This is a genomic window from Pseudomonas sp. Marseille-Q7302, from assembly GCF_965111925.1.
In genome coordinates, this window is record NZ_CBCOPK010000001.1 from 4,234,116 (window position 1) to 4,254,446 (window position 20,331).

The 20,331-nt window shown below is 62.1% G+C and carries 19 protein-coding genes; 7 read left to right on the forward strand and 12 right to left on the reverse strand.

Annotated features, from left to right (window positions below; translation table 11 throughout):
- Positions 1-3: 3 nt before the first annotated feature.
- On the reverse strand, positions 4-1,104 hold the full coding sequence (locus ACWPW1_RS19740; protein WP_271653108.1) for a catalase family protein: 1,101 nt from the start codon (positions 1,102-1,104) through the stop codon (positions 4-6).
- A gap of 177 nt (positions 1,105-1,281) precedes the next feature.
- On the opposite strand from ACWPW1_RS19740, the gene ACWPW1_RS19745 reads away from it, so the two are divergent.
- Together ACWPW1_RS19745 and ACWPW1_RS19750 are read left to right on the forward strand one after the other, a co-directional pair.
- Entirely contained in the window at positions 1,282-1,425 is a 144-nt protein-coding gene (locus ACWPW1_RS19745) for a hypothetical protein (RefSeq protein ID WP_017642700.1), read from the forward strand.
- Positions 1,426-1,550: 125 nt separating this feature from the next.
- Positions 1,551-2,390: a DUF6502 family protein gene (locus tag ACWPW1_RS19750; protein WP_454253771.1), complete on the forward strand. Its 840-nt coding sequence runs from the start codon at positions 1,551-1,553 to the stop codon at positions 2,388-2,390.
- Here the strand turns inward: ACWPW1_RS19750 and ACWPW1_RS19755 are convergent.
- The 7 genes from ACWPW1_RS19755 to ACWPW1_RS19785 form a co-directional block, all read right to left on the reverse strand.
- Positions 2,387-2,827, reverse strand: coding sequence for a type IV pilin protein (locus ACWPW1_RS19755; protein ID WP_271653111.1), 441 nt, complete (start codon positions 2,825-2,827; stop codon positions 2,387-2,389). The two genes, ACWPW1_RS19750 and ACWPW1_RS19755, sit on opposite strands and share 4 nt — an antisense overlap.
- A 23-nt stretch (positions 2,828-2,850) precedes the next feature.
- Positions 2,851-7,308: a pilus assembly protein gene (locus tag ACWPW1_RS19760; RefSeq protein WP_454253772.1), complete on the reverse strand. Its 4,458-nt coding sequence runs from the start codon at positions 7,306-7,308 to the stop codon at positions 2,851-2,853.
- Between the two features lie 18 nt (positions 7,309-7,326).
- Positions 7,327-7,950: a PilX N-terminal domain-containing pilus assembly protein gene (locus tag ACWPW1_RS19765; protein ID WP_454253773.1), complete on the reverse strand. Its 624-nt coding sequence runs from the start codon at positions 7,948-7,950 to the stop codon at positions 7,327-7,329.
- The gene (locus tag ACWPW1_RS19770; RefSeq protein ID WP_454253774.1) at positions 7,947-8,858 is read right to left on the reverse strand and encodes a PilW family protein; all 912 of its coding nucleotides are present in this window, start codon (positions 8,856-8,858) and stop codon (positions 7,947-7,949) included. Before ACWPW1_RS19770 ends, ACWPW1_RS19765 begins: the two co-directional genes overlap by 4 nt.
- An 11-nt stretch (positions 8,859-8,869) precedes the next feature.
- Positions 8,870-9,397 (reverse strand): type IV pilus modification protein PilV, encoded by a 528-nt coding sequence (gene pilV / locus ACWPW1_RS19775; RefSeq protein WP_454253775.1) that lies wholly within the window; start codon positions 9,395-9,397, stop codon positions 8,870-8,872.
- Positions 9,394-9,891, reverse strand: a complete 498-nt coding sequence (locus tag ACWPW1_RS19780) for a GspH/FimT family pseudopilin (RefSeq protein WP_454253776.1) — start codon at positions 9,889-9,891, stop codon at positions 9,394-9,396. The genes pilV and ACWPW1_RS19780 overlap by 4 nt, the downstream gene beginning before the upstream one ends.
- 735 nt (positions 9,892-10,626) lie before the next feature.
- Positions 10,627-11,655, reverse strand: a complete 1,029-nt coding sequence (locus ACWPW1_RS19785) for an IS30-like element ISUnCu4 family transposase (protein WP_095016300.1) — start codon at positions 11,653-11,655, stop codon at positions 10,627-10,629.
- Positions 11,656-12,214: 559 nt separating this feature from the next.
- On the opposite strand from ACWPW1_RS19785, the gene ACWPW1_RS19790 reads away from it, so the two are divergent.
- Positions 12,215-12,898: a class I SAM-dependent methyltransferase gene (locus tag ACWPW1_RS19790; protein ID WP_313647755.1), complete on the forward strand. Its 684-nt coding sequence runs from the start codon at positions 12,215-12,217 to the stop codon at positions 12,896-12,898.
- Positions 12,899-12,901: 3 nt separating this feature from the next.
- Here the strand turns inward: ACWPW1_RS19790 and ACWPW1_RS19795 are convergent, their stop codons facing one another.
- Together ACWPW1_RS19795 and ACWPW1_RS19800 are read right to left on the reverse strand one after the other, a co-directional pair.
- Positions 12,902-13,891, reverse strand: coding sequence for a DUF6515 family protein (locus tag ACWPW1_RS19795; protein WP_454253777.1), 990 nt, complete (start codon positions 13,889-13,891; stop codon positions 12,902-12,904).
- A gap of 76 nt (positions 13,892-13,967) precedes the next feature.
- Positions 13,968-15,044, reverse strand: coding sequence for an aldo/keto reductase (locus tag ACWPW1_RS19800; protein ID WP_454253778.1), 1,077 nt, complete (start codon positions 15,042-15,044; stop codon positions 13,968-13,970).
- Between the two features lie 126 nt (positions 15,045-15,170).
- Here ACWPW1_RS19800 and proP point away from each other — a divergent pair, with 126 nt between their 5' ends.
- Complete coding sequence (gene proP, locus ACWPW1_RS19805) at positions 15,171-16,622, forward strand: glycine betaine/L-proline transporter ProP (RefSeq protein WP_454253779.1); 1,452 nt, start codon at positions 15,171-15,173, stop codon at positions 16,620-16,622.
- Between the two features lie 473 nt (positions 16,623-17,095).
- Complete coding sequence (locus ACWPW1_RS19810) at positions 17,096-17,575, forward strand: Lrp/AsnC family transcriptional regulator (protein ID WP_017642712.1); 480 nt, start codon at positions 17,096-17,098, stop codon at positions 17,573-17,575.
- Here the strand turns inward: ACWPW1_RS19810 and ACWPW1_RS19815 are convergent.
- Together ACWPW1_RS19815 and ACWPW1_RS19820 are read right to left on the reverse strand one after the other, a co-directional pair.
- Positions 17,549-18,400 carry a Brp/Blh family beta-carotene 15,15'-dioxygenase gene (locus ACWPW1_RS19815; RefSeq protein WP_454253780.1) on the reverse strand — a complete coding sequence of 284 codons (852 nt, stop codon included), beginning with the start codon at positions 18,398-18,400 and terminating at the stop codon, positions 17,549-17,551. The two genes, ACWPW1_RS19810 and ACWPW1_RS19815, sit on opposite strands and share 27 nt — an antisense overlap.
- Before the next feature lie 2 nt (positions 18,401-18,402).
- A complete protein-coding gene (locus ACWPW1_RS19820) occupies positions 18,403-19,095 on the reverse strand; it encodes a bacteriorhodopsin (protein WP_454253781.1) in 693 nt (230 codons plus the stop codon).
- Between the two features lie 223 nt (positions 19,096-19,318).
- On the opposite strand from ACWPW1_RS19820, the gene ACWPW1_RS19825 reads away from it, so the two are divergent.
- A complete protein-coding gene (locus ACWPW1_RS19825) occupies positions 19,319-19,711 on the forward strand; it encodes a globin domain-containing protein (protein ID WP_454253782.1) in 393 nt (130 codons plus the stop codon).
- Positions 19,712-20,088: 377 nt separating this feature from the next.
- Complete coding sequence (locus ACWPW1_RS19830; protein WP_454253783.1) at positions 20,089-20,316, forward strand: hypothetical protein; 228 nt, start codon at positions 20,089-20,091, stop codon at positions 20,314-20,316.
- The last annotated feature ends 15 nt before the right edge of the window (positions 20,317-20,331 follow it).

The following is a 20,331-nucleotide window of genomic DNA, read 5'->3' on the forward strand; positions in this document are numbered from 1 at the left end:
CGTCTACAGTTCCACCGGTCCACGCGGATGATGCAACGGGCAACCGTTGCGCTCGCTGCGGAACTGCGAAGACATCTCGTAGGCTGGCTGCCGCGATCTCATGATCCCACCCAGCGGGCGATGCGCGGCCAGGCCATGCCAGGGGCTGAACACCATGCCGTCGTCCACCTCGCGGGAGCGTGCCTCGTTCCAGGCCGGTTGCGGCCGGACCTCCAGGCGCGCGACGGTCACATAGGGGGTCAGGTCTTCCGGCCAGACCACCGAGGCGTCCTCGATGGGCGTCTGCTCGATGTCGACACCCAGCTGCACGCGGATCTCCCAGACGCCACCCTGATGGGCGAAATGCGCGTTGACCGCTTCGCGTAGGCCGTCGGGCTTGCCGTTGACCTCCACCGGGGCATCGGTCAGGGCAGTCAGCTCGGGCGCCACCGGGACCACGCTGAGCTTGGCGAAATAGGGGCCGTAGAGGAAGGGCACCATGGTGTAGAAGGTCTCGCCAAGGATGTGGGTTTCCGGGTGCCCGCCGAGACTCTTGAGCGTGGGGCTTTCGCCACCAAAGGCCTCCACCACCTTCTCGGCGCCGCGCAGCACCGCCGAGGCCGCCTTCTTCAGACCTTCGCCACGGTCAGTGGTCTTGGCCAGCAGCTTGAGCGTCTTGAGAAAGGTCTTGGGATCCGGCGCGGTAAAGGCCGGCGCGTTCTGCATGACGAAATCCTGGGTCACCTGCCCTTCGCTGCCAGGCAGGCGCTCGCCCGGCACGTCGATCAGCTTGAGCGCCAGGCCCCGCGGGGTGGAGACGCTGTCGGCCAGGATGTCGCCGGGATTGGTCGAGAATCTCAGCACCGCGGCATAGCTGCCCGGCACGGCGAAGGCGCCCTGGGCATAGGCCGGTGGCAGACCATCCAGCACCGTCACCTGGCCCGTGAGCAGACCATGACTCTTGGCGTGCACGCTACGGATGGCATGGCCGCCATTGGCATAGGTGGTCTCGGTGATGTCCCTCATGGCCGCGACCATCTCGCGAACGGTCTCGGCTTCATCATCCGGCGCCTGTTCGAAGGCGGGCTGGAACGGCAGCGGGTGGACAGCGGCAGGCGTGGTCATCTCGGGACTCCTCGGGTGCCGTCAATCGGACGCGACGGTCAGCCAATCGACCGCTATCGCGCTAACGACGTTCAACCGGCCACCGTCGCCTCCGATACAAGGTCGCTGCCGACAGGCGCATGGGAACGGCGCTGCCCAAGGGGGGTTCGATATGGTCACCCACCCCAGGAGTTCACCATGAGCGACGCTGACCAGAAGACCTACGACAACCCCAGCAACACCCCGCCCCCCGAAGAGCTGCCCTATGCCGACATGGAGCCGGAGGAATTTCCGGACGATCCGGACGTGGCAGGCGAAACCGAATCGGGCACCCCAGGCTAAGGGATGGCCCTACCTTGCGGACGACAGCTCAGGCTGCGTCCGCGACACTTTGTGACAGGCTGGTTTGACTGACACCCGTGCCGCCGCGAAGATGACGGGGCGTCTGTCGCGTCGAGCCCTCCCCCATGCTTTCCACCAAGGTCCCTTTGCTCCTGCGTAGCCTGATCGGTCGGCTGGTGCGTATCGCCATCGCCTCCGGAGTCACCTACCAGGCCTTCGATCGCTTGCTGCGCCAGACCTACTTCGAGGTCGCCCAGGATTTCGAACCCCTGCGCGACAAGCCCAATTCCGACAGCCGCATCTCGGTGCTGACCGGCCTGCCCCGCCGCGAGGTCCGCGCCCTGCGCGAAGCCGGCCCGGAACGCACGCCCTGCACGCCCAGCCTGGAATGGCAGGTGCTCAGCGCCTGGACCTCACGCCTGGATTTGCTCGACGCCGAGGGCAATCTGCGCCCCCTGCCCCGCACCCAGCGCCGCGGTGGCGAGCAGAGTTTCGACGCCCTGGTCGCCAGCGTCGGCAGCGACGTCCGCGCCCGGACCGTGCTGGATGAATGGCTGCGCAAGGGCTATGCCCGCCTCGACGAAGAAGACCGGGTGGTGCTCACGCCCCGCTCGTTGCTGCGCGGCACCGAGAGCCAGGAAGGCGCGGGCCGGCTGCTGGCGCATTTCACCGGCGACCTGCTGGCCGGCTTCGAGCGCCTCTACCTGCAGGACCGCGCTGCGCCGGACTTCACCTTCCATGTGGTCTACGGCCACAACCTGACCCAGGATTCGACCCTGAGCCTCTATCGCACCGCCTACGACGAATCCATGCACCTGCTCAACCGCCTCAACCGCCTGGTGGTCGAACACGAAGCCCAGGACGCCGGCAAAGCCGACGCCACCCAGCGGGTCACCCTGGGCTTTGGCGGCTATCGTGTGGAACAGGACCGGGATGCCGGCCTGGTGCAGGGGCGGGAAGATTAGCGCCAGCAGTTGGTAACGGTCGCGGCGTCTTTATCTGCGGTCGTACCCGCTGCACCGCGCAGGCCAGTCGAATCCAGCGTCAAGGTCCCGCAGGTGTCCTTGTCCTGCGCATTCTTCGGCACCACGCTCAGGTTGTAGGCGGTGGCGGTTGGCGTGCCAAGACTCAGGGCGTAGTACTTGTTCGACGAGTCCAGGGTCTTGGCGTCGGCGTCACTGGTTAAGCCCAAGCCTTTGAGTGTGGCCGTAGAATAGGTGCTGTTCTGCGCATAATAACGCTCCATCCGAGCCGCGGCCTCGCTGAGCAGGGCCATGCCCTCTGAACGATGACTGCGCAGGATGTAGTTCTGGTAGCTCGGATAGGCGATGGCGGCCAGGATGCCGACGATGGCAACGGTGATCATCAGCTCGATCAGGGTGAAGCCTCGGGTACTGGTCATGCTGCTATTGTCTCCCGAACTCATTACTGTTGCGGTATTACCCGCCAAGTTTGCCGGCCGGACATCTGGCCACCTCTGTTAACGGTAGTAGAGATGCCGTCTGTAGTGACCATCTGATTGTTTGACAGGGTAGTCCCTCCCGCGATCGTACCGAAGCCTGAGACGACCATGCCATCGGGGCTGTCCAAGCTGTTGACCACGCCATCGCTGTTGAGGTCGAAGACATTGAAGCTGGTACGGCCACCGGACGCCGGATCGACCGCATAGGCCCAGCCGCTGATGCCAGAGGAACATACATCTGCATTGGGCGTCACGGTGCTGAACACGAGTGTCTGGCCGCTGGCGGTCATTGGATCCACCACTCGCTCGCCAACCGACTGGTTATTGCTCTGCAGATCCAGATACCAGCCACTGGCCGTCGTCCAGTCCACCGCCGTATTGCTCAGTACCCGCGCGCTCTTACCACTTACGGCGGTCTCGCTAGTGATGCTCTGCCGCTGCAGGTTACTGCGTTTGAGCACGGGCAACGTCGCGACGGTATTGGATACCGAGGCAGTCGAGACATTCTTGTCCCAGATACCATAAACGCTCTGCAGATCCGTCGAGGTCTTGTCCTCGGTGGCAAAGTAGCTGCCGGTACCGAACATCACGATAAAACCGGTACCGGACGGATGCTTGACCAACGAGGGTGCTGCCGTTATCGGCTGAATAACGCCACTGGCGTCGCTGCTTCGCGCTGCATACAGCGGCTTGCCACCGAAGGAAACCGCGAAATTGTCGACAGTCGCCGTAGCGATGAGATTGTCGTTGTTGAGCAGATCGAAACGCCAAAGGTTGCCCTTCAGATCACCGCCATAGACGTAGTCGGCGATACCGTCGGAATTGACGTCCAGCACCTTGAGATTGAACAACCCGTTGCTCTGGGTGGCGGTCTCGGCATCCAGCTTCTTGAGCAGACGGCCTGTGGCGATGTCGAGAATCAGCAGTGACGCTGTGCCACCGTTGCCGTTGTACCCGTTGCCAGCCAGCACCGCCCATTGACCGGTGTGCAGACGCGATACCAGCGGTGTGCCAAAGCTGTAGCCTAGCGCCGCATTGGTCTGGCTGTTGCCGCCAGCGCTACTGGTCTCACCGCTGAACTCCCAGAGCAGCTTGATGGCATCCGGATCAGTGATGTCCAGAGCGAAGATCGAACGACCACCGCCCCGGAGGGTGCCGATCAATACCTTGTGCCAGGCGGCGCCAAAATAAACATCTGCGATCACTGGCGAGCCATCCACATAGAAGGTGTGCTGCGAAGCGGTCGCATTGTTGTAGTTAGGCTTGGCTAACAGGTAGAGATTGGGGATCACCGCCGTGGGCACGAAGGCGAAGGCCTCCTGACCTGAGATCGCATTGAAGCCATGCAGCATCCCGTCGTTGGCACCCACATAGACCATCGGTGCTTTGGTAGCCTGACTGGTCTTGAAAGCACCATAGTCACTGCCGCTTTCAAGGGCGTTTGCCGCACTGGTCAGATACTGGGCTCCATTGGCCAAGGCTGGCGCAGAGTTGATGATGTCGCCCAGTGGGCTCGACCGCTGCCGATAGGTAGAAGTCGCCAGGCTGTTATCACCTTTGAGAAAATTGACCTTGTTCGCATCAAGGCTGGACTGCAGATTGATCCCGCCATAAGTACGGCCTGCCAGAGCAGCATAGGTGAAAGCCTGCAGGCCACTCCCCGTTCCAGGAACTGCGGCCATCTGGATGTTGCGCGCGCTCCAGGCGGGCAACTGGGCACTGGCCTTCCATACCGTGGTGGTGGTCTTGGTCGCAGTACCAGTAGTACTGGGCGTTATCTCAATGGTGCTCTTGGTCAGGTCACCGCTCCAGTAACTGGCGTTCATGGCCGTAGCGTAGGTGTCGTAGCGGGTTGCTGTACCGCTGCTGGTACTCTGGTAGGGCAGCACTGCCGGAGCCGCTACCGAGTTGTTGCTCTGCAGGATCTGGTTGAAGGCGTTCGACAGCTGGGTCTTGAGCGTCGAGGCATTGGTGACCAGGAAGTAGTTGTCCGGCGTACCAGACTTGTTGGAATCCCAGTCACCAGCGACCGGCAAAGGCTTGCTGCTGGAGTAGTTGTAGCCGCCCCATTTGGCTGCGTACCACAGCGGATTTTGCAGATTGGTAACCAGGGAGCTGGAAGACGGGGTAAAAATACGCGTGGTCAGGGGGCTGCCGTTCACCACGACACTGTTGCTCTTACGCCCTGGTAACGCCGGACAGGCATTGGGATTATTCGCGCAAGCGCCTGGCAACCGGCCGGGCGGGGTATCCAGCGGGTTGTGCTGGTTGCCGCTGTTAAAGGAGGTACCACCGCCCGTCACCTCTAGGTAGATACCATCAGCCGTGGTGCCCGACATGGTATAGCCCATGTGGGAATCGTTACCTGATACCGAGTATTGGGTATCGCTGGTGACCGTGACCGTACCGTCGGCGTTGGCGGCCAAGGTGTAATACACGATGGCGTCCATGTCGTAGTCGCCGCCCTGGGAGGCGTCATCGTAGACCACGCGAAAGCTAATTAGCGGCCGTCCATTGTTCTTGGTGCTATCTACGGCCATGCCACTGAGATTGGCCATGGTGTCGATATAGAAGCCGGTGATCTGCTCGGTTGCCTGATAGCTGGAACCCTGGCTGGTTACCTTGCCAAAAGGCACCAGAGTCAAGGTACCGCGGCTGGTGGTCAGCTGAATGCGCGGCTGGGTGGAGGACAGCGCGACAGCAAAGGTCTTCACCCGTTGTCCACTGGTGGTCAAGGCGGTCTTGTTGCCGTAGTAGGCAACACTGGCCACGTTATAGGTACCCTGCCGAGTAGGTTCATCGGGCAGGCCACGGAACGTGCCAAACCCAGTCACTGTCTTGGCAGTAGGCGCGTAGTCGGTACTGCTACCAGCCACCTCGCCGATATTGATGTTACGACTGCCGCCTACTTCGCTGTCCCAGATGGCCTGCCCCAAGGTTCGCGCACTAAAGCCCGTAAGCGTGGCGGGCACGGACGTAGCGCTGAAGGCACTGTCCGGCAGGTCCGAGTCGTAGCTTGGATTCACGTCGCTTAGCAGCGTCTGGAACGGTTTCGAACAGGAGGGATAAGTATTGTAGGGGTTGCTCCAGGTAGTGACCGCTGGCAGCCCCAAACTGCTATCCACCGAACCGGAGGCATAGCCGGAGGTAGGCGCAGTAGCACCGCTGAAATAGCGCAGAACCTCGTAGGACATCTCCGCCAGCGGATTGCCGTAGTTGTAACATTTGCCATTGGCAAGGTCATTGCCAGGGGTACCCCAGCCTGCGCAGGCACTGTCCTGAGAGTACTGGATGCCATCAAGGGTGGCGACGATGCCCTGTTTGGTATAGGTCGTGGTCCCTCCTGAGGTGGAGGCAACCCCAAAGATTCCGGTATTGCCATCGACTTCGCTACCAAAGGAACTGATGGCCTTGCGGAGCGCGCCGCCCTGCAAGTTGTCGCTGTAGGTACCGGTCAACAGACCGAAGTACATCTGATTGCCTTCGCCATAGTCATGCAGCAATCCAGTCGGCTTGTACTGACCGTTGGGATAGGCCTTACAGTTGCTCTCCAACAGCCCGCCGACACACGCCTGGACCCGCACATTGAAGCTGTAGACGTTGCGACCGGACGCACTAACGAGGGTGCCTGCAGGGGCGGTCGCTGACAGTCCCACATCCGAGAAGGCGGTGGTGGTTGCGGTGTTCTGTCCCTGAGTCGACTCGCGTGATACCCAGCCCCAGATACGGATATCGGAGGTGCTCGGGATGATCCTCAGGCTCGGCTGGTTGCCATAGGTGGTATTGGCGAACAGCACATAGTTGCTGGAACTGTTGCTGGGCGTAGCAATCGGCGCGTAATCGGAAATGTTGTAACCGTCGCGCAAGTTGCTCTTGTATTCCTTGCCCCAGGAGTGGGCATCAGCGGGCACGTAGGCGCGCTCCAGCACAGTGCTGCTGACGGTGTCGACGTCGCGATATCCGCCATAGAGTACCTTGCGCAGCGCGTCCATCCGCGACGTGGTCAAGTAATTGAGGAAATCCCCACTCCAAGGCGCGTTGCTATTGCTGGTACCACACTTCTTGGGTGTGCCGGTAGTGAGGCTACCGGTGATTGCCGTCCCCGCACTCCTGGGGACAAAGTAGCCATTGAGGGTATCGTAGGAATAGCACTTTCCAGAATCGAAATAGCCGGTGTAGTCGATGGAGGCGGGCTTGTAGTAGATATCCAAAAGACCATCGCCATCCAGATCCGCCGCATCGTTGTAAGCAGGGGCATAGAGCTTATGGTCGCGTTCCACTACCAGCATGTTGAGTGGTGGTACCGCGCTATTGACGAACAGCGGGGTCTGGGTAGGGAAGTTGGTAGCAGCCTGCACACCGATTGACCAGGCGAACAGCTGAGCAGACAACAGGAGGCAACGGCGACCACGAGCATTCATGAATAGCGTTCCTGCCGATTAGAAGGATTTCGCCATGACGGATCTCAGGGTGATCCGTTGGCCGACTTGGTTGGTCGCACAGCCTGCGCCGGCACAGCTGTCCACCTCGTAGTAGCGGGTACCGCATCCGGTCAGCGCACAATTGTTCTCGCTACCGGTATCGAGCGGCCCCAGATCGACTACGTACCAGCGCGCATTGGGCGTCTCAGGCGTGGTGCCGGAACTCAGGATGCTGTAGCCATTCAATGTGGCGCTGGGATCGCCGTTACGGAACAGCGGCGTCATGTATCCCAGGGGTACGCTGCGATCACCGATCTTCTCGCTGCCCAGAGCAACACCACTGGCGTTCAGATAGGCGTTATTGCGCAATTGATAGGGAAAACAGAAGGTCACGGTACAGGTGCTCGTCAGGTCTGGCGCGGCCACGGCCTTACCGATTACGCCTTCACCGGCCCTCAGCGCGGTCTCGGCAGCACTCTGCAGATTGTGCTGCTGTTTGATATTGCCCATGACACGTGACTCCAGGGTGACGCCCCGCAAACTGGTCAAGGCCAGAATGGTCAACAGTAGGAGCAGCACCAGCGCGATCAGCAACGACGCGCCACGCTGTCGTCTTCCTGATTGGCGTCGAGAGACGGTCATGGCATCAGGTTCCTTAGGGTGATGGTGTCCTGGGCGACTTGGTACAGATAGCTATTGCCAGTAAAAGTCGTGGAATAACGTTGGTTCCACTGGCTAAGGACAGGCGGTGTTTCGCTGGTATCTCGCAATCCCTGAGCCACCGACTGCAGCAGGGCCGAATAGCGCACGGCCCGGATCAGGTTGGCCGCACTGGTGGAGGGCGTGGGGGTAAAGGAGGAAACGCTCCTGTCGACACCGACCCCGTAGTCGAAGCGCAGGTCGCGAATACCGCTGATCATCTGAGCGGTATCGGTATCACCGTTGATCCGGGTACAGACCCCATTCCCGCAGGCTAGCAAATTGCTGGCGCAGACCAGGGCATTTGGACGTTCGTTAGCCGTGCCAGTGGTGAAGTTGGCATCAACCGCCAGGGAAAAGCGCTCGACGATGACCGCGTTTTGACTGGTATTCGAGTATTCGTAGGGAGCATCCGCGTTGTTGGCCAAGGTGGTCGACTGGGCACTGAGCGCCTGACCACGGCAATCGGTTTCCTGGGCATCACGCGCCTGATAGCGGATACAGATACTACTGGCATTACCGATCACCGATGCGCCCGCAGCGAAGTTGCAATCCAGTGCGTTCCCAGTTCCCGAGCTTCCGCTATCAGCCGGAAAATCCTGAGTAACGGCAATGTCCGGTCGCCGTCGATAACCTGACTTGGCCAGCTCCTGATTCAGCAGCGCCAGCGCGAAGCGGCCATTCTCCTGATTGACCTCCTGACTTTGCTGGAACAGATAGGTTTTCTTGTTGTTGATGTAGAGCTGAGTGACCCCCAAGATCAGAAAGCTGCTGATCGCCAGGGCAACCATCAGCTCGACGATGGACAGTCCCCGTTGCCGGGCCGTTACGTTCATGAGGCGGTTGAGCATCGAACAGGCCTTCAGAGTCGAGTTCGCAAACGGTAGGTGCAGATGGAACTGGTACCGTTGCCGGTCGGGATACCGCTGTCCAGACAGCTGTCGACTGGAGCGGTCCAGGCCACCTGGATCTCGAGGTAGTCGCCGCCGCTACAGGACGCCGCGGCACCGGCGGGACCAGGAGTAGCGTTCTGGCAGACATAGAAGGAGCTGTTCAACAGGTCTGCCGCACCGGGTAGCAGCGAACCGGCCTGGGCTGCCCAGCAGGCAAGCTGGTCGGCCGCAACAGCTGGGGTCGGGCGACAGCTCGCCGGTGCATTGGCGAAGCCTTTGCCAGGCGCCTTGAGATAACTATCAACCGCCGCAGGATTGGCACGCACAAGCTCTAGGAGATCGTTGGTCAGCATCATGGCAGCGTTGCGCTGGATGGAGTCTTGAGTGAAAGGCACCGCCTTGCTTTGCAACGCAGCGATGCCGAGCATGCCCACGCAGATCAGCACGACGCTGACCAACACCTCGATCATGCTGAAGCCCGACTGGAGCCTCCTCATGTGCATTCTCCCGACTGTGGCTTGTCGGTGGATGGCTGGGTGATACGTCCGGTCACACTGACACCCACAAAACGACATTGCCCTGCCTGATCGGTTGGGCAAAGGGTAAAACACTGGCTGGTTGTGGCACCGGTGGTACCCGTCGCGCTGAAACTTGCCTGAGCGACGCCCGCGCTTACCGTTACGCCACTCTGTAAACCGCCGGCGTCGATGCGCCTGAGTATCTGTCCCGCTGCGGTGATACTGAAGCCGGCATTCCAGGCGGTTGCACTATCAGCCGTCAGCGTTACGGTCACCCCTCGGGTGATGGCTTCACCACGCGCATACTGCAACACCGCTACCATTTCATCGGCAGCGGCCTGGACCTTGTTGGAACGGATTAGACCGGCGAAATTGGGCGCTGCTATGGCCAGGAAGATTCCCAACAAGGCAACGACCACCAACATCTCGATCAGGGTGAAACCCTGGGCTGGACGTAAGAACCTACTTTTCATGACGGGGTACCCAAGCGAAAAGCGCAAGCTGGGAAACTCCTTCCGCAGCGAGACAGCACTCAGTCGTCATCCTTGAGCGTTCAGACAATAACGTATCGACCCGGCGTCACAAGCCTGGACGTGTTCCGCTGATACCTGTGCCTACCATGCTGAATCCATGGACAACACAAGTCAGCAGACGCGTGATGTTCGGCCCCGAAAGCATGATGACCGGTGCAACCGCCCTGCCTTGTGTCAGCTCTGACAAGGAGGTCGAGCAAGCTGTCAGGGCCGAGTGAAAGCAGCATTCACCAGCGAACAATTTAGGCTCTCAGTGCCACGCCTGACCTCTGCCATGGGGGACTTTCCTCTACAGCCGTAGGTACAGCGCTCCAATATGGCAACGTATAACAGCAACCTAATGCTTACCGATAAAGAAATAGGAAGCCCGTAGCCTTCTGCATGCCAGGCTTGCCTTGTGGGTAACGGAGTCGGGGGAATGCGGTGCCAAAGCGGTCTGGATAGCAGCAATAGCGTGATGCTCGGCCATCTGGGTGGGATGACTGGACGGGCTGAAGACACGCTAAATGCATGAGAGGGGCGCTGAGAATTAGCTTATAGAACGCAAATAAAGCTAGCTATCTATATCCCGCCCAACCATTTTCACCTTGCCCGGATGCTCTAAAGCGCGGGTTTTGATCGGATCGCGCTCCAAGAATAATCAAAGGGCGGTTGCAGGAGCTGAGTGCAACACGGTCATTGAATTGAAGCTGGAGCATCATGGCGCATAGCCATGGCCTTCTGCATCACCTCGCCCATAACTTCGATTGGGCATTTGAAGTCGAAGCGCTTACGCGGACGCATGTTCAGTTGCAGTGCGATGGCATTCAGTTCTTCCTGGCTGTGTACCGACAGGTCTGTGCCTTTGGGCAGGTACTGGCGGATCAGGCCATTGATGTTTTCGTTGCTACCGCGCTGCCAAGGGCTGTGCGGGTCGCAGAAGTAAATCGCCACCCCAGTCTGCTGGGTGATTTCAGCATGCCGCGCCATTTCTCGACCCTGGTCGTAGGTCATGCTCTTGCGCATCGCCAGCGGCATGCCATTGAGCGCTGCACTGAAGCCTTCCATCGCCGAGGTCGCCGTCGCGTCGTTCATCTTCACCAGCATCAGGTAGCCACTGGTTCGCTCCACCAGCGTGCCTACACACGAGGCGTTGGCTTTGCCCTTGATCAAGTCGCCTTCCCAATGCCCTGGCATCAGCCGGTCTTCGATCTCCGGTGGGCGCACATGGATGCTGACCATCTCGGGAATCTGGCCGCGCCGATCCACACCACCAGAGCGCGGTCGACGTGTCGTCTTGCTTTGCCGCAGGCAGATGATCAGCTCCTTGCGCAGTTCACCGACCGGCAGGGCATAGATCGCGTTATAGATCGTCTCGCGACAGACGTAGGCATCTCTGAGGCTGGGAATGTTCATGCTGCGCAGCTTGCCGGCAATCTGCTCGGGAGACAAACGCTCACGGAGCATATGCGCCACCAACTCGAAGCGCTCACCACCCCGCAACAGCTTTCGCTTCGGTCGACACACCTGGCGGCGAGCCTGCATCTGCTGCTGGGCCGCGTGGGCCGAGTAGCCGCCACAGACATCTCGATTGCGGCGCAGCTCCCGGCTGATGGTCGAAGGGGATCGGTTGATCAAGCAGGCAATCCTACGCAGGCTGAAGCCTTGGGCATGACTGATTTGAATGGTGGCGCGCTCTTCAACGCTGAGTTCGGTATAAGACATAGGGGCAGCACCGTACCGGAAAGGTCAGGTGTTGCACTCAGTTTTTGCCGCCGCCAAGCTATTTGCAACAGCGGCCTAAGCGCTCGGATCACGGCCGCCTTGCTCGCCCCTCCTCTTTGGGCTTCTGGAGTTCTCTGCCACACGGCCCCTTCCTGGCCGCTCGGCTGGCAAAACGTACAGGTACCCCTTGTGCTCCGCTCAATCCGATTGATTGAACGAACAAACAATTTAGTAGCGTTTAAATTAAAAGAACGAACAATTAAAAAACAATTAAAAGCATCAACTTCTCATCAATGAGAAACCAAGGGCGACTTAACTAGCCAAACAAACGGCAATTGTTTAAAACAACCAGAACGCTGTATCTACGAGATCTGGAATTTTCACCGTATCTCGCCTGCAGGCCCCGGATACCAGGGCATCAGGCCGCACTGCAATCTATGCAACGAAATAGCGAAGCGCCTGATGTCCATCAATCGACCGCACTTTCCGCTTTCGCACACCGCCCAGAGTTAGCTCCGTAACGCCTCTGCTTTCATCTACCGACAATGACAAGGCCGCTATGCACGACTCGAAGAAAATCGATTATTCGCTAAATACCGCCGACACCTCTGCGCCGCACTCCGCGCTGGACAATGCCGCCATCATTTCCGCCTATCGGCGCTGGGCCAATGTCTATGATCGGGTGTTCGGTGGCGTCTCGGCGCCCGGCCGCAAGCGTGCGGTGGCGGCGGTCAATGCCCTGGCGGGTACCCGGGTATTGGAAGTCGGGGTAGGAACCGGTCTCGCCCTGCCCCACTATGGCGCCGACAAGCGCGTCACCGGGATCGACCTCTCGCCGGACATGCTGGCCAAGGCCCGGGAGCGGGTCGCGCGTGATGAGATCACCACGGTGGAGGCGCTGCTCGAAGCCAACGCCGAGGAAACCGGCCTGCCCACCGGCTCCTTCGATATCGCCGTGGCCATGTTCGTGGCCTCCGTGGTACCCAATCCGCGCAAACTGATGCAGGAAATGCGGCGGGTGGTGAAGCCTGGCGGTCACCTCCTGCTGGTCAACCACTTCCAGGCCGAGAGTGGCATGCGCCTGCTGGCGGAGAAGGCCCTGGCACCGGCCTCGCGCAAGCTCGGCTGGCACCCTGACTTCGCCATGGACTCCATCCTCTCCCGCGAAGACCTGCGCCGCGCCAGTCGCAGCAGCGTACCGCCCTTCGGACTCTTCACCCTGGTGCAACTGAGCAACGACTGATCGCTACTCCACCCGATAGCCACGCCCTGCCAGGCAGGCGGCCAGGGCCTGGCGGAAACGCTGGGTCAGGTAGGGGTCGCCTACCGCGCCCGGCCGCTCGGGATCGAAACCGGAATCCCCGGCGGCGTAGCGGCGGCAGTCGTATCGGTCCGTGGCGTAGCGCCCGGGTGGCTGGCCCTGCAAGGGATAGGCGGTGACGTCGTAGGCATCGTAGCCGACGCCCGTGGACGCAGGCGCGGCAGAGGTAACGGGCACTGCCGCGACATTGGGATCGGCGACGGTGACGAAACCGCCACCCGGATCGGTGCGGTAGTAGCTGCCGGCGGCGAAGTAGTAGGTGGTGCCGCCCATCCACAGCGTTTCGGCAAAGGCCGGCAGCGCGCTGACCCTTACGCCGGTCGGCGGCAGGGTGACCACATAGCGCGGGCCCTGGGGTCGATACCAGTAGCCGTCGGCATAGTAGTACTGGCTGTCGCGGTACCAGATGCGGGTGAAGCCGGCCGGTACGCCGGGCACCTCGAAGCCGGGTCGCCATTGGGGATTGGCGCCCCAACCGGGACGCGGGCCGGACCAATTCGGGTCCCGATCCGGTCGAGGCGGTGGCGGCGGATAATTCCGACCGGGCTGGTCAGGGGCCGGCATCATGTAGCCCGGACGCGGCAGCGGCACGGGGCGATCCTGCCAGGCCGGCTGATAGTTTGGTCGCGGCGGTGGGGGATCGTTGCGCTCCCAGCGCTCCAGGGCTGGACCATTGCCGCGTCCAGGCGCATCGCCGCGACCGGGCAGACTACCATTCCAACCACCCTGCCCATTCCCCTGCCAGCGCCCCCCGTTGCCGGGTGGTGGCGCGGGCATGGGCGGCGGTGCGGCACCCGGCGGTGGCGTCACATAGCCACCGCCCAGGCGATAGTTGTTATCGGCCCAGGCAGGCGCAGCGTGCCAGCAGGAAACGCCAGAGAGGACAAGCGCGAACAGGACGGCAGGCGACTTCATCGCACGGCTCCGCAAGGGGATGGCCCAGAGTACCCCAAGGCCTGGCCCTCCCCCAGCCTGACCGTCACCCGCTCAGCTATTTGTCGCGGCGCTGTTCCAGGGTCTTGCGCTGCTCGGCCAGGAAGGGTTGCTCGGCCGGATCCAGCCGATCCATCCCGGCGACGATGCGGTGCCAATAGGGATACAGCGGCTCACGCCGGGTCGCCGCCTCGATCCGTACGGACTCTTCCGCTGTCAGCGCCAGCGTCATGGCTGCCAGGTTGTCGTGCAGCTGGGCTTCGCTACGGGCACCGACGATCAGGCTGGTGATGCCTGGCCGATCCTTGAGCCAGGCCAGGCAGACCTGGGCCACCGACACGACATGGGCATCGCCCACCGCGGCCAGGGTCTCGATGATGTCCAGGGCGCGCTCGGGATCGTGCACATAGGGCTCGGGCCAGTCGCTGCCCTGGCGCGTACCCTTCGGCGCTGGCTTGCCGCGCCGGGTCGAGCCGGTCAGCAGGCCTTCGCCCATGGGGCCCCAGACCAGGGTGCCGACGTCTTGGTCGAGCGCCAGCGGCAGCAGTTCGTACTCCGCCTCGCGGGATTCCGGCGTGTAGTAGATCTGCTGGCTGACCGGCTTGATGAAGCCGTGCAACTCGGCCTTGCCAAGGGTCTTCATCATTTGCCAGCCGGTGTAGTTGCTGGTGCCGAAGTAACGCACCTTGCCGCTTTGCACCAGGTGGGTCATGGCCTCCAGCGTCTCTTCGATGGGCGTGACGCCGTCCCAGTTGTGCAGCTGGTAGAGATCCAGGTGATCGGTGCCCAGGCGGCGCAGGCTGTTTTCGCAGGCGCGGATCAGGTGATAGCGCGAGGCGCCGCTGTCGTTGGGGTCGTCGCTCATGGCGCTGCGCCCCTTGGACGCCAACAGGATGCTGTCGCGCTTGTCACCCAGCGCCTGGCCGACGATTTCCTCGGCCAGGCCGTAGGAATACAGGTCGGCGGTATCCACCAGGTTCACCCCGGCGTCGAAGGCGATGTCGAACAGCCGTCGCAGGGTGCGCAGGTCGATGCCACCGCACTTCTCGAAGCCATCACGACCACCCACCTGCAGGGTGCCGAGGGCGAGTTGGGAAACCAGCAGGCCGGAATGGCCAAGCGGACGATACTGCATGGTGCCTCCACGAGTTTTTACCGATAGAGGGTCGACTCCAGGCGTGTTCGGCAAGTTTCAACCGCACAGGAATCGCACTTACAGCGGTCCGCTTGGGTCTATGGCCCCACGCAAGGAGGAAAACACATGTCGAAACACCATCATCACGTTGGCTGGTTCAAGCGTCGCCATGAGGTAAAGCCGGACGACCTCACTATCGTCGACAATTCCCTGGTCAAGCGCGCTGTCGGCGCCGCCGCCCTTGGCAATGCCATGGAGTGGTTCGATTTCGGCGTCTATGGCTACCTGGCCGTGACCCTGGGCAAGGTCTTCTTTCCCGACGGCAATGCCGCGGCCCAGCTGATCGCCACCTTCGCCACCTTTACCGTGGCCTTTCTCGTCCGCCCGCTCGGCGGCGTGGTGTTCGGCCCCCTGGGCGACAAGTACGGTCGCCAGAAGGTACTCGCCCTGACCATGATCATGATGGCCCTGGGCACCTTCAGCATCGGCCTGATCCCCAGCTACGAGAGCATCGGCATCTGGGCGCCTGCCCTGCTGCTGCTGGCGCGGGTGGTGCAGGGCTTCTCCACCGGCGGTGAATACGGGGGTGCGGCGACCTTCATCGCCGAATATGCCACCGACAAGACCCGCGGGCGCATGGGCAGCTGGCTGGAGTTCGGCACCCTCGCCGGCTACATCGCCGGTGCCGGGACGGTCACCGCGCTCACCGCGGCCCTGACCCAGGAACAGTTGCTCGACTGGGGCTGGCGAGTGCCCTTCTTCATCGCCGGTCCGCTCGGCCTGCTCGGCCTCTACATGCGCCTGAAGCTGGAAGAAACGCCAGCGTTCAAGGCCCACGCCGAGGCCAACGAAGGCAAGGCAGCGGATAGCCCGGCGCACAGCCTGCGCGAGCTGTTCACCCTGCATCGGGTCGCCCTGCTCAAGTGCGTCGGCCTGGTACTGGTGTTCAACGTCACCGACTACATGCTGCTGACCTACATGCCCAGCTACCTGGCCGTGACCATGGGCTACGCCGAGACCAAGGGTCTGCTGCTGATCCTTATCGTCATGGTGGTGATGATGCCGCTCAACATCCTGGGGGGTTTCTTCAGTGACCATCTGGGGCGCAAGCCAATGATCATCGGCGCCTGCCTGGCGATCCTGGTCCTGGCGATTCCCTGCCTCAAGCTGATCGGCAGCGGCAACGACTGGCTGATCTTCATGGGTCTGATGCTGCTGGGCGCCTCGCTGGCCTGCTTTACCAGCACCATGCCGTCCACCCTGCCAGCGCTGTTCTACACCCCGATCCGCTACAGCGCCCTGTCCATCGCCTTCAACATCTCGGTATCGCTGTTTGGTGGTACTACCCCGTTGGTCACCGCCTGGCTGGTGGAAAAGACCGGCGACCCCCTGGTGCCGGCCTACTACATGATGGCTGCTGCCGTGATCGGCATCCTGACCATGGTCACGGTGCGCGAAACCGCCGGCCAACCCCTGCGCGGCTCGCCGCCCTCGGTGGCCAGCGAAGAGGAAGCCAAGGAATTCCTCGCCAGCGACGCGCCCCTTACCGTGGACAAGCAGCCGCCCGGGCAGGCTTGAGTTTCACGAAATGATCGCGGCCATGGCTGCCCCTACATAAATCGTAGGAGCGGCCCATGGCCGCCATCAAAAGAGCACGCCCGAGAGGCGGCCCCATCGGCGGACCGCCATAGCCGCACTTAGCAGCATCCCCCACCCACCACCAAATCCCACCCAAAAGAAAAGGGGAGACCTTGCGGCCTCCCCTTGAATTTGTTGTCCTCTCGCACCGCTCGTGACGGTGGCTGCGATCGACCAGGAATGGTGACCTGGGCGGGCCCGGGCGCGGCGGACGGGATACCGTCGTTGGCGATGCGAAAGGCCCTCCTGGGGCACTTCCGTTGGACAGCTCTACCGGGCTATCGAAGTTGAGTTCAGCTTACGCCCCTGCCGCCGGCAGAGGTTTGCGTTGTGCGCACTCTTTCCTACCTCTTGCGCAATTCATGGCTAGAAACCTAGGATTGGACGCAACGCGATAGCGGAAGGCATGGAAAATGGACAAACTCGATCGCTTCGATCTGAAAATCTTGGCAGAACTGCAGCGTGATGCGCGTCTCTCCAACCAGGAACTGGCCGAACGCATCGGCCTATCGCCCTCTCCCTGTTCAAGACGAGTCAAGCAACTGGAAGACAGTGGCTACATCACCCGCCAGGTCGCCCTGCTGGATCGCAAGAAACTTGGCCTGTCGCTGACCGCCTTCGTCCTTATCGGCATGGATAGACACACCCCGGAGCGCTTCGAGAACTTCCAGGCGATCATCGCCCAGTGTCCCGAGGTGCTGGAGTGCTGCCTGGTCACCGGCATGGATGCGGACTATCAGCTCAAGGTGGTGGTGCCGGACATGGAGCACTACCAGCAGCTGCTCTTGGGCACCCTGACGCGCATCGAGGGCGTCTCCAGCGTGCGGTCGAGCTTTGTGCTCAACCAGATCCTGGCCAGTACCGAACTACCGCTCAACCACCTGCGGTCCTGAGCGCGGCGCGGCTTCGACGCCGGCGTCGAGAAAACGCGGCAGCACCAGCATGTGCGGTACGGCGAAGGCGGCCAGCACGGCGAACAGGGCGCGGATACCGGTACGCTCCTGCAGCAGGAACACCAGGCCACCGGCCAGGGTAAACAGCGCAGCGCCCAGCAGGATCGGCCATGTCAGGCGCAGATAGGCCTTGAAGGTGGGCGCCCCCAGCAAACGTTGGCGCACCCCGGTCTGGGGCGCGGCGTGCAGTAGATAGAAGCCCAGGGCGAACCCCACCAGGGGTGGCGCCAGCACCACGGCCAGCAGCGTCACCGCCAACCTGGGGCAACGCTGCTGCCAGACGGCCAGCAACAGTACCGGCAGTGCCAGCAGCCCACCTAGTAGGAGCACGCGGGCTAGCCAGTCTGCGAGGGCAAGAGAAGCAGCCGGCCCCATGGCCAGGGCCAGCAACCGGGCGACGGCGGCTTCGTGCACCACCGCCGGACCGCCAATGATGAACAGCCCCAGGGCCAGCGAGGTCAGCCGCTTGGGAAACAGCTCGTCTTCATGGGCGAAATGCCAGGCCGAGAGCAGCAGGAACAGCAGCAGCGCCGCCGTGCCTGCCAGTTGCCAGCAGAGCAGGCGGGCCAGGGCCGTCGCCAGATAGCAGCCGAGAAAGGCAAGGCGCCGCCCGGGTGCGACCAGGCGCAGATCACTGGCGCCATGCAGCAGGCCCAGACCCAAACCTACCACCAGGGCGTAGGCCAGTTGCCCGGCCCCGCCCGCCAGGCTGGCGAGCCCGGCGGTCAGTACCAGCGCCAGCCAGCCTCGCCCGGTCTCCTGCATCCTTAGATGCCGGTCCGCGCCAGGGCCGCACGCAGATTGCGCTCGGAGGTGAAGGCATAGACCACCTTGGCCAGCACGTCGAGCACCAGGATGATCCAGATGGTCGCCGCATCGCTCACCATCCACACGCCCTCCGGGCCAATGGCGAAGACCACCGGATAGATCAGCCAGAGCACGGTCAGAAAGCCGGTGTTCTTGCGATAGGCCGCGCCGATCGCGGCATGTTGCCCGGCCAGGGTCGCCAGCGGTTTCCACAGCAGATAGAGCACCCCGACGAAGGCCGCGCAGGACCAGGCGAAGAACACCCACTTGATGGTGCCGTAGGGCGCCAGGGAGGCCACCAGGCCCGTCACGATCATCACCACGTCCAGGGTGACGATGGAGGCCACGAAGCCGCCTTGTCCCTCTTGCTCACGCGCGCCGAGAAAGGCCGAGCTCACCACCCCGGCCAGCAGCAGTGGCGTGGTGAAGGTCCAGTCCAGGTAGCGGGCGACATAGGTCACGCTGCCATCCGGCTTGATCAGATTGCCAACCCCCAGGTACATGGCCAGATAGGCCGTAGCGGCGATGAAGGGCACGGCGGCGTGGATCAGGGTGTGGCCGCGTAGCGGACCACGGTGCGCGCCCTTGGCATAGATCGCCAGGGAGGCGAGCGACATGATAACGAAGCCGATTAGCAGGGGTGTCTGACTCATTGGAGGTCTCCAGAGGGATGAGGGACGCGCATCGGCGGGGCCAGCCGCTCTGGAGTAGGGGTTCCTGGTCTACCGCTGCGCTTAAGGTAGAGAAGTCGCCGCGTGACTTGGTTCAAAATGTTTCAGTGTTCGCGACCGATCGCTGCAGCCCTTGATCCAGATCAAGCAGTCCTGGCAGTGGCCGAGGCAAGCTGCGTTGTTTCGTGTCCGCCCAGGAATCCGCATGCTGCCGGCCCAGAACGTGATGCTGAGCTACGGACGCTGCTGCGCCAGCCCCGCCTTCTTCGATGATTTCTATCAGCGCTTCCTGGCCAGCTCGCCTCGGGTAAGGGAGAAGTTCGTCCATACCGACATGGCCGCGCAGCAGCTGCTGTTGCGCCACGGCATCATGAACCTGGTCCTGGTGGCCCGCGGCATGCCCACCACCAAACTGCGCCAGCTCGGCGAAAGCCATTGCAGGGCACGGCTGGACATCGGCCCCGAACTCTACGAACTCTGGGTCGACTGCCTGCTCGCCACCCTGGCCCAGCACGACGCCGACTTCACCCCCGCCCTGCGCCAGGAATGGCAGGGCGTGCTGGAGGCAGGGATCGCGGTAATGCGCAGCTACTACTGAGCGGGGCCCTGAGTGTTGGGCTTCGCTGCGCTCAGCCCAACCTACGCCCCCACTGCACCGTTCCCGCCCCAAACGTCCCCCTCATAGAGTGAGGACAGCCCATCACCGTAGGTTGGGTTGAGACAGCCCCACTGTCGAAGCCCAACACCCCAAGGCACCATACCCCGCCCAAACGCCCCTCTTCTCATAGGGCGAGGACAGCCCATCACCGTCGAAGCCCAACACTCCACGGCACCCTACCCAAACGCCCCCTCTTCCCCAGGGAGAGGGCCGAGGTGAGGGCAAACCGAAACGCATGAGTTTGGACAAGGCACGCAGAACCACTGCAATCTTCCTGCTCTATCCTCCCCTCCTGATCAGCAACCGGAGGCCCAGCCGTGCGCAAGATTATCCAGATTCAGGTACTGCCCGCCGATGCGGAATCAGCCGCCAACCGGCTCTGCGCACTCTGCGACGACGGTTCGCTGTGGCTGTGGGCTTCTCAGGCGGCGGACGGCTGGCAGCCTCTGCCACCAATCCCTGCCACAACTCCCGATGCGGTCGCCGACACAGCCAGCAAACCCGCCCAGGCGGGTGCCCGATGGACAGCCGAGGACGACACCTAGCTCGCGCAACTCTGG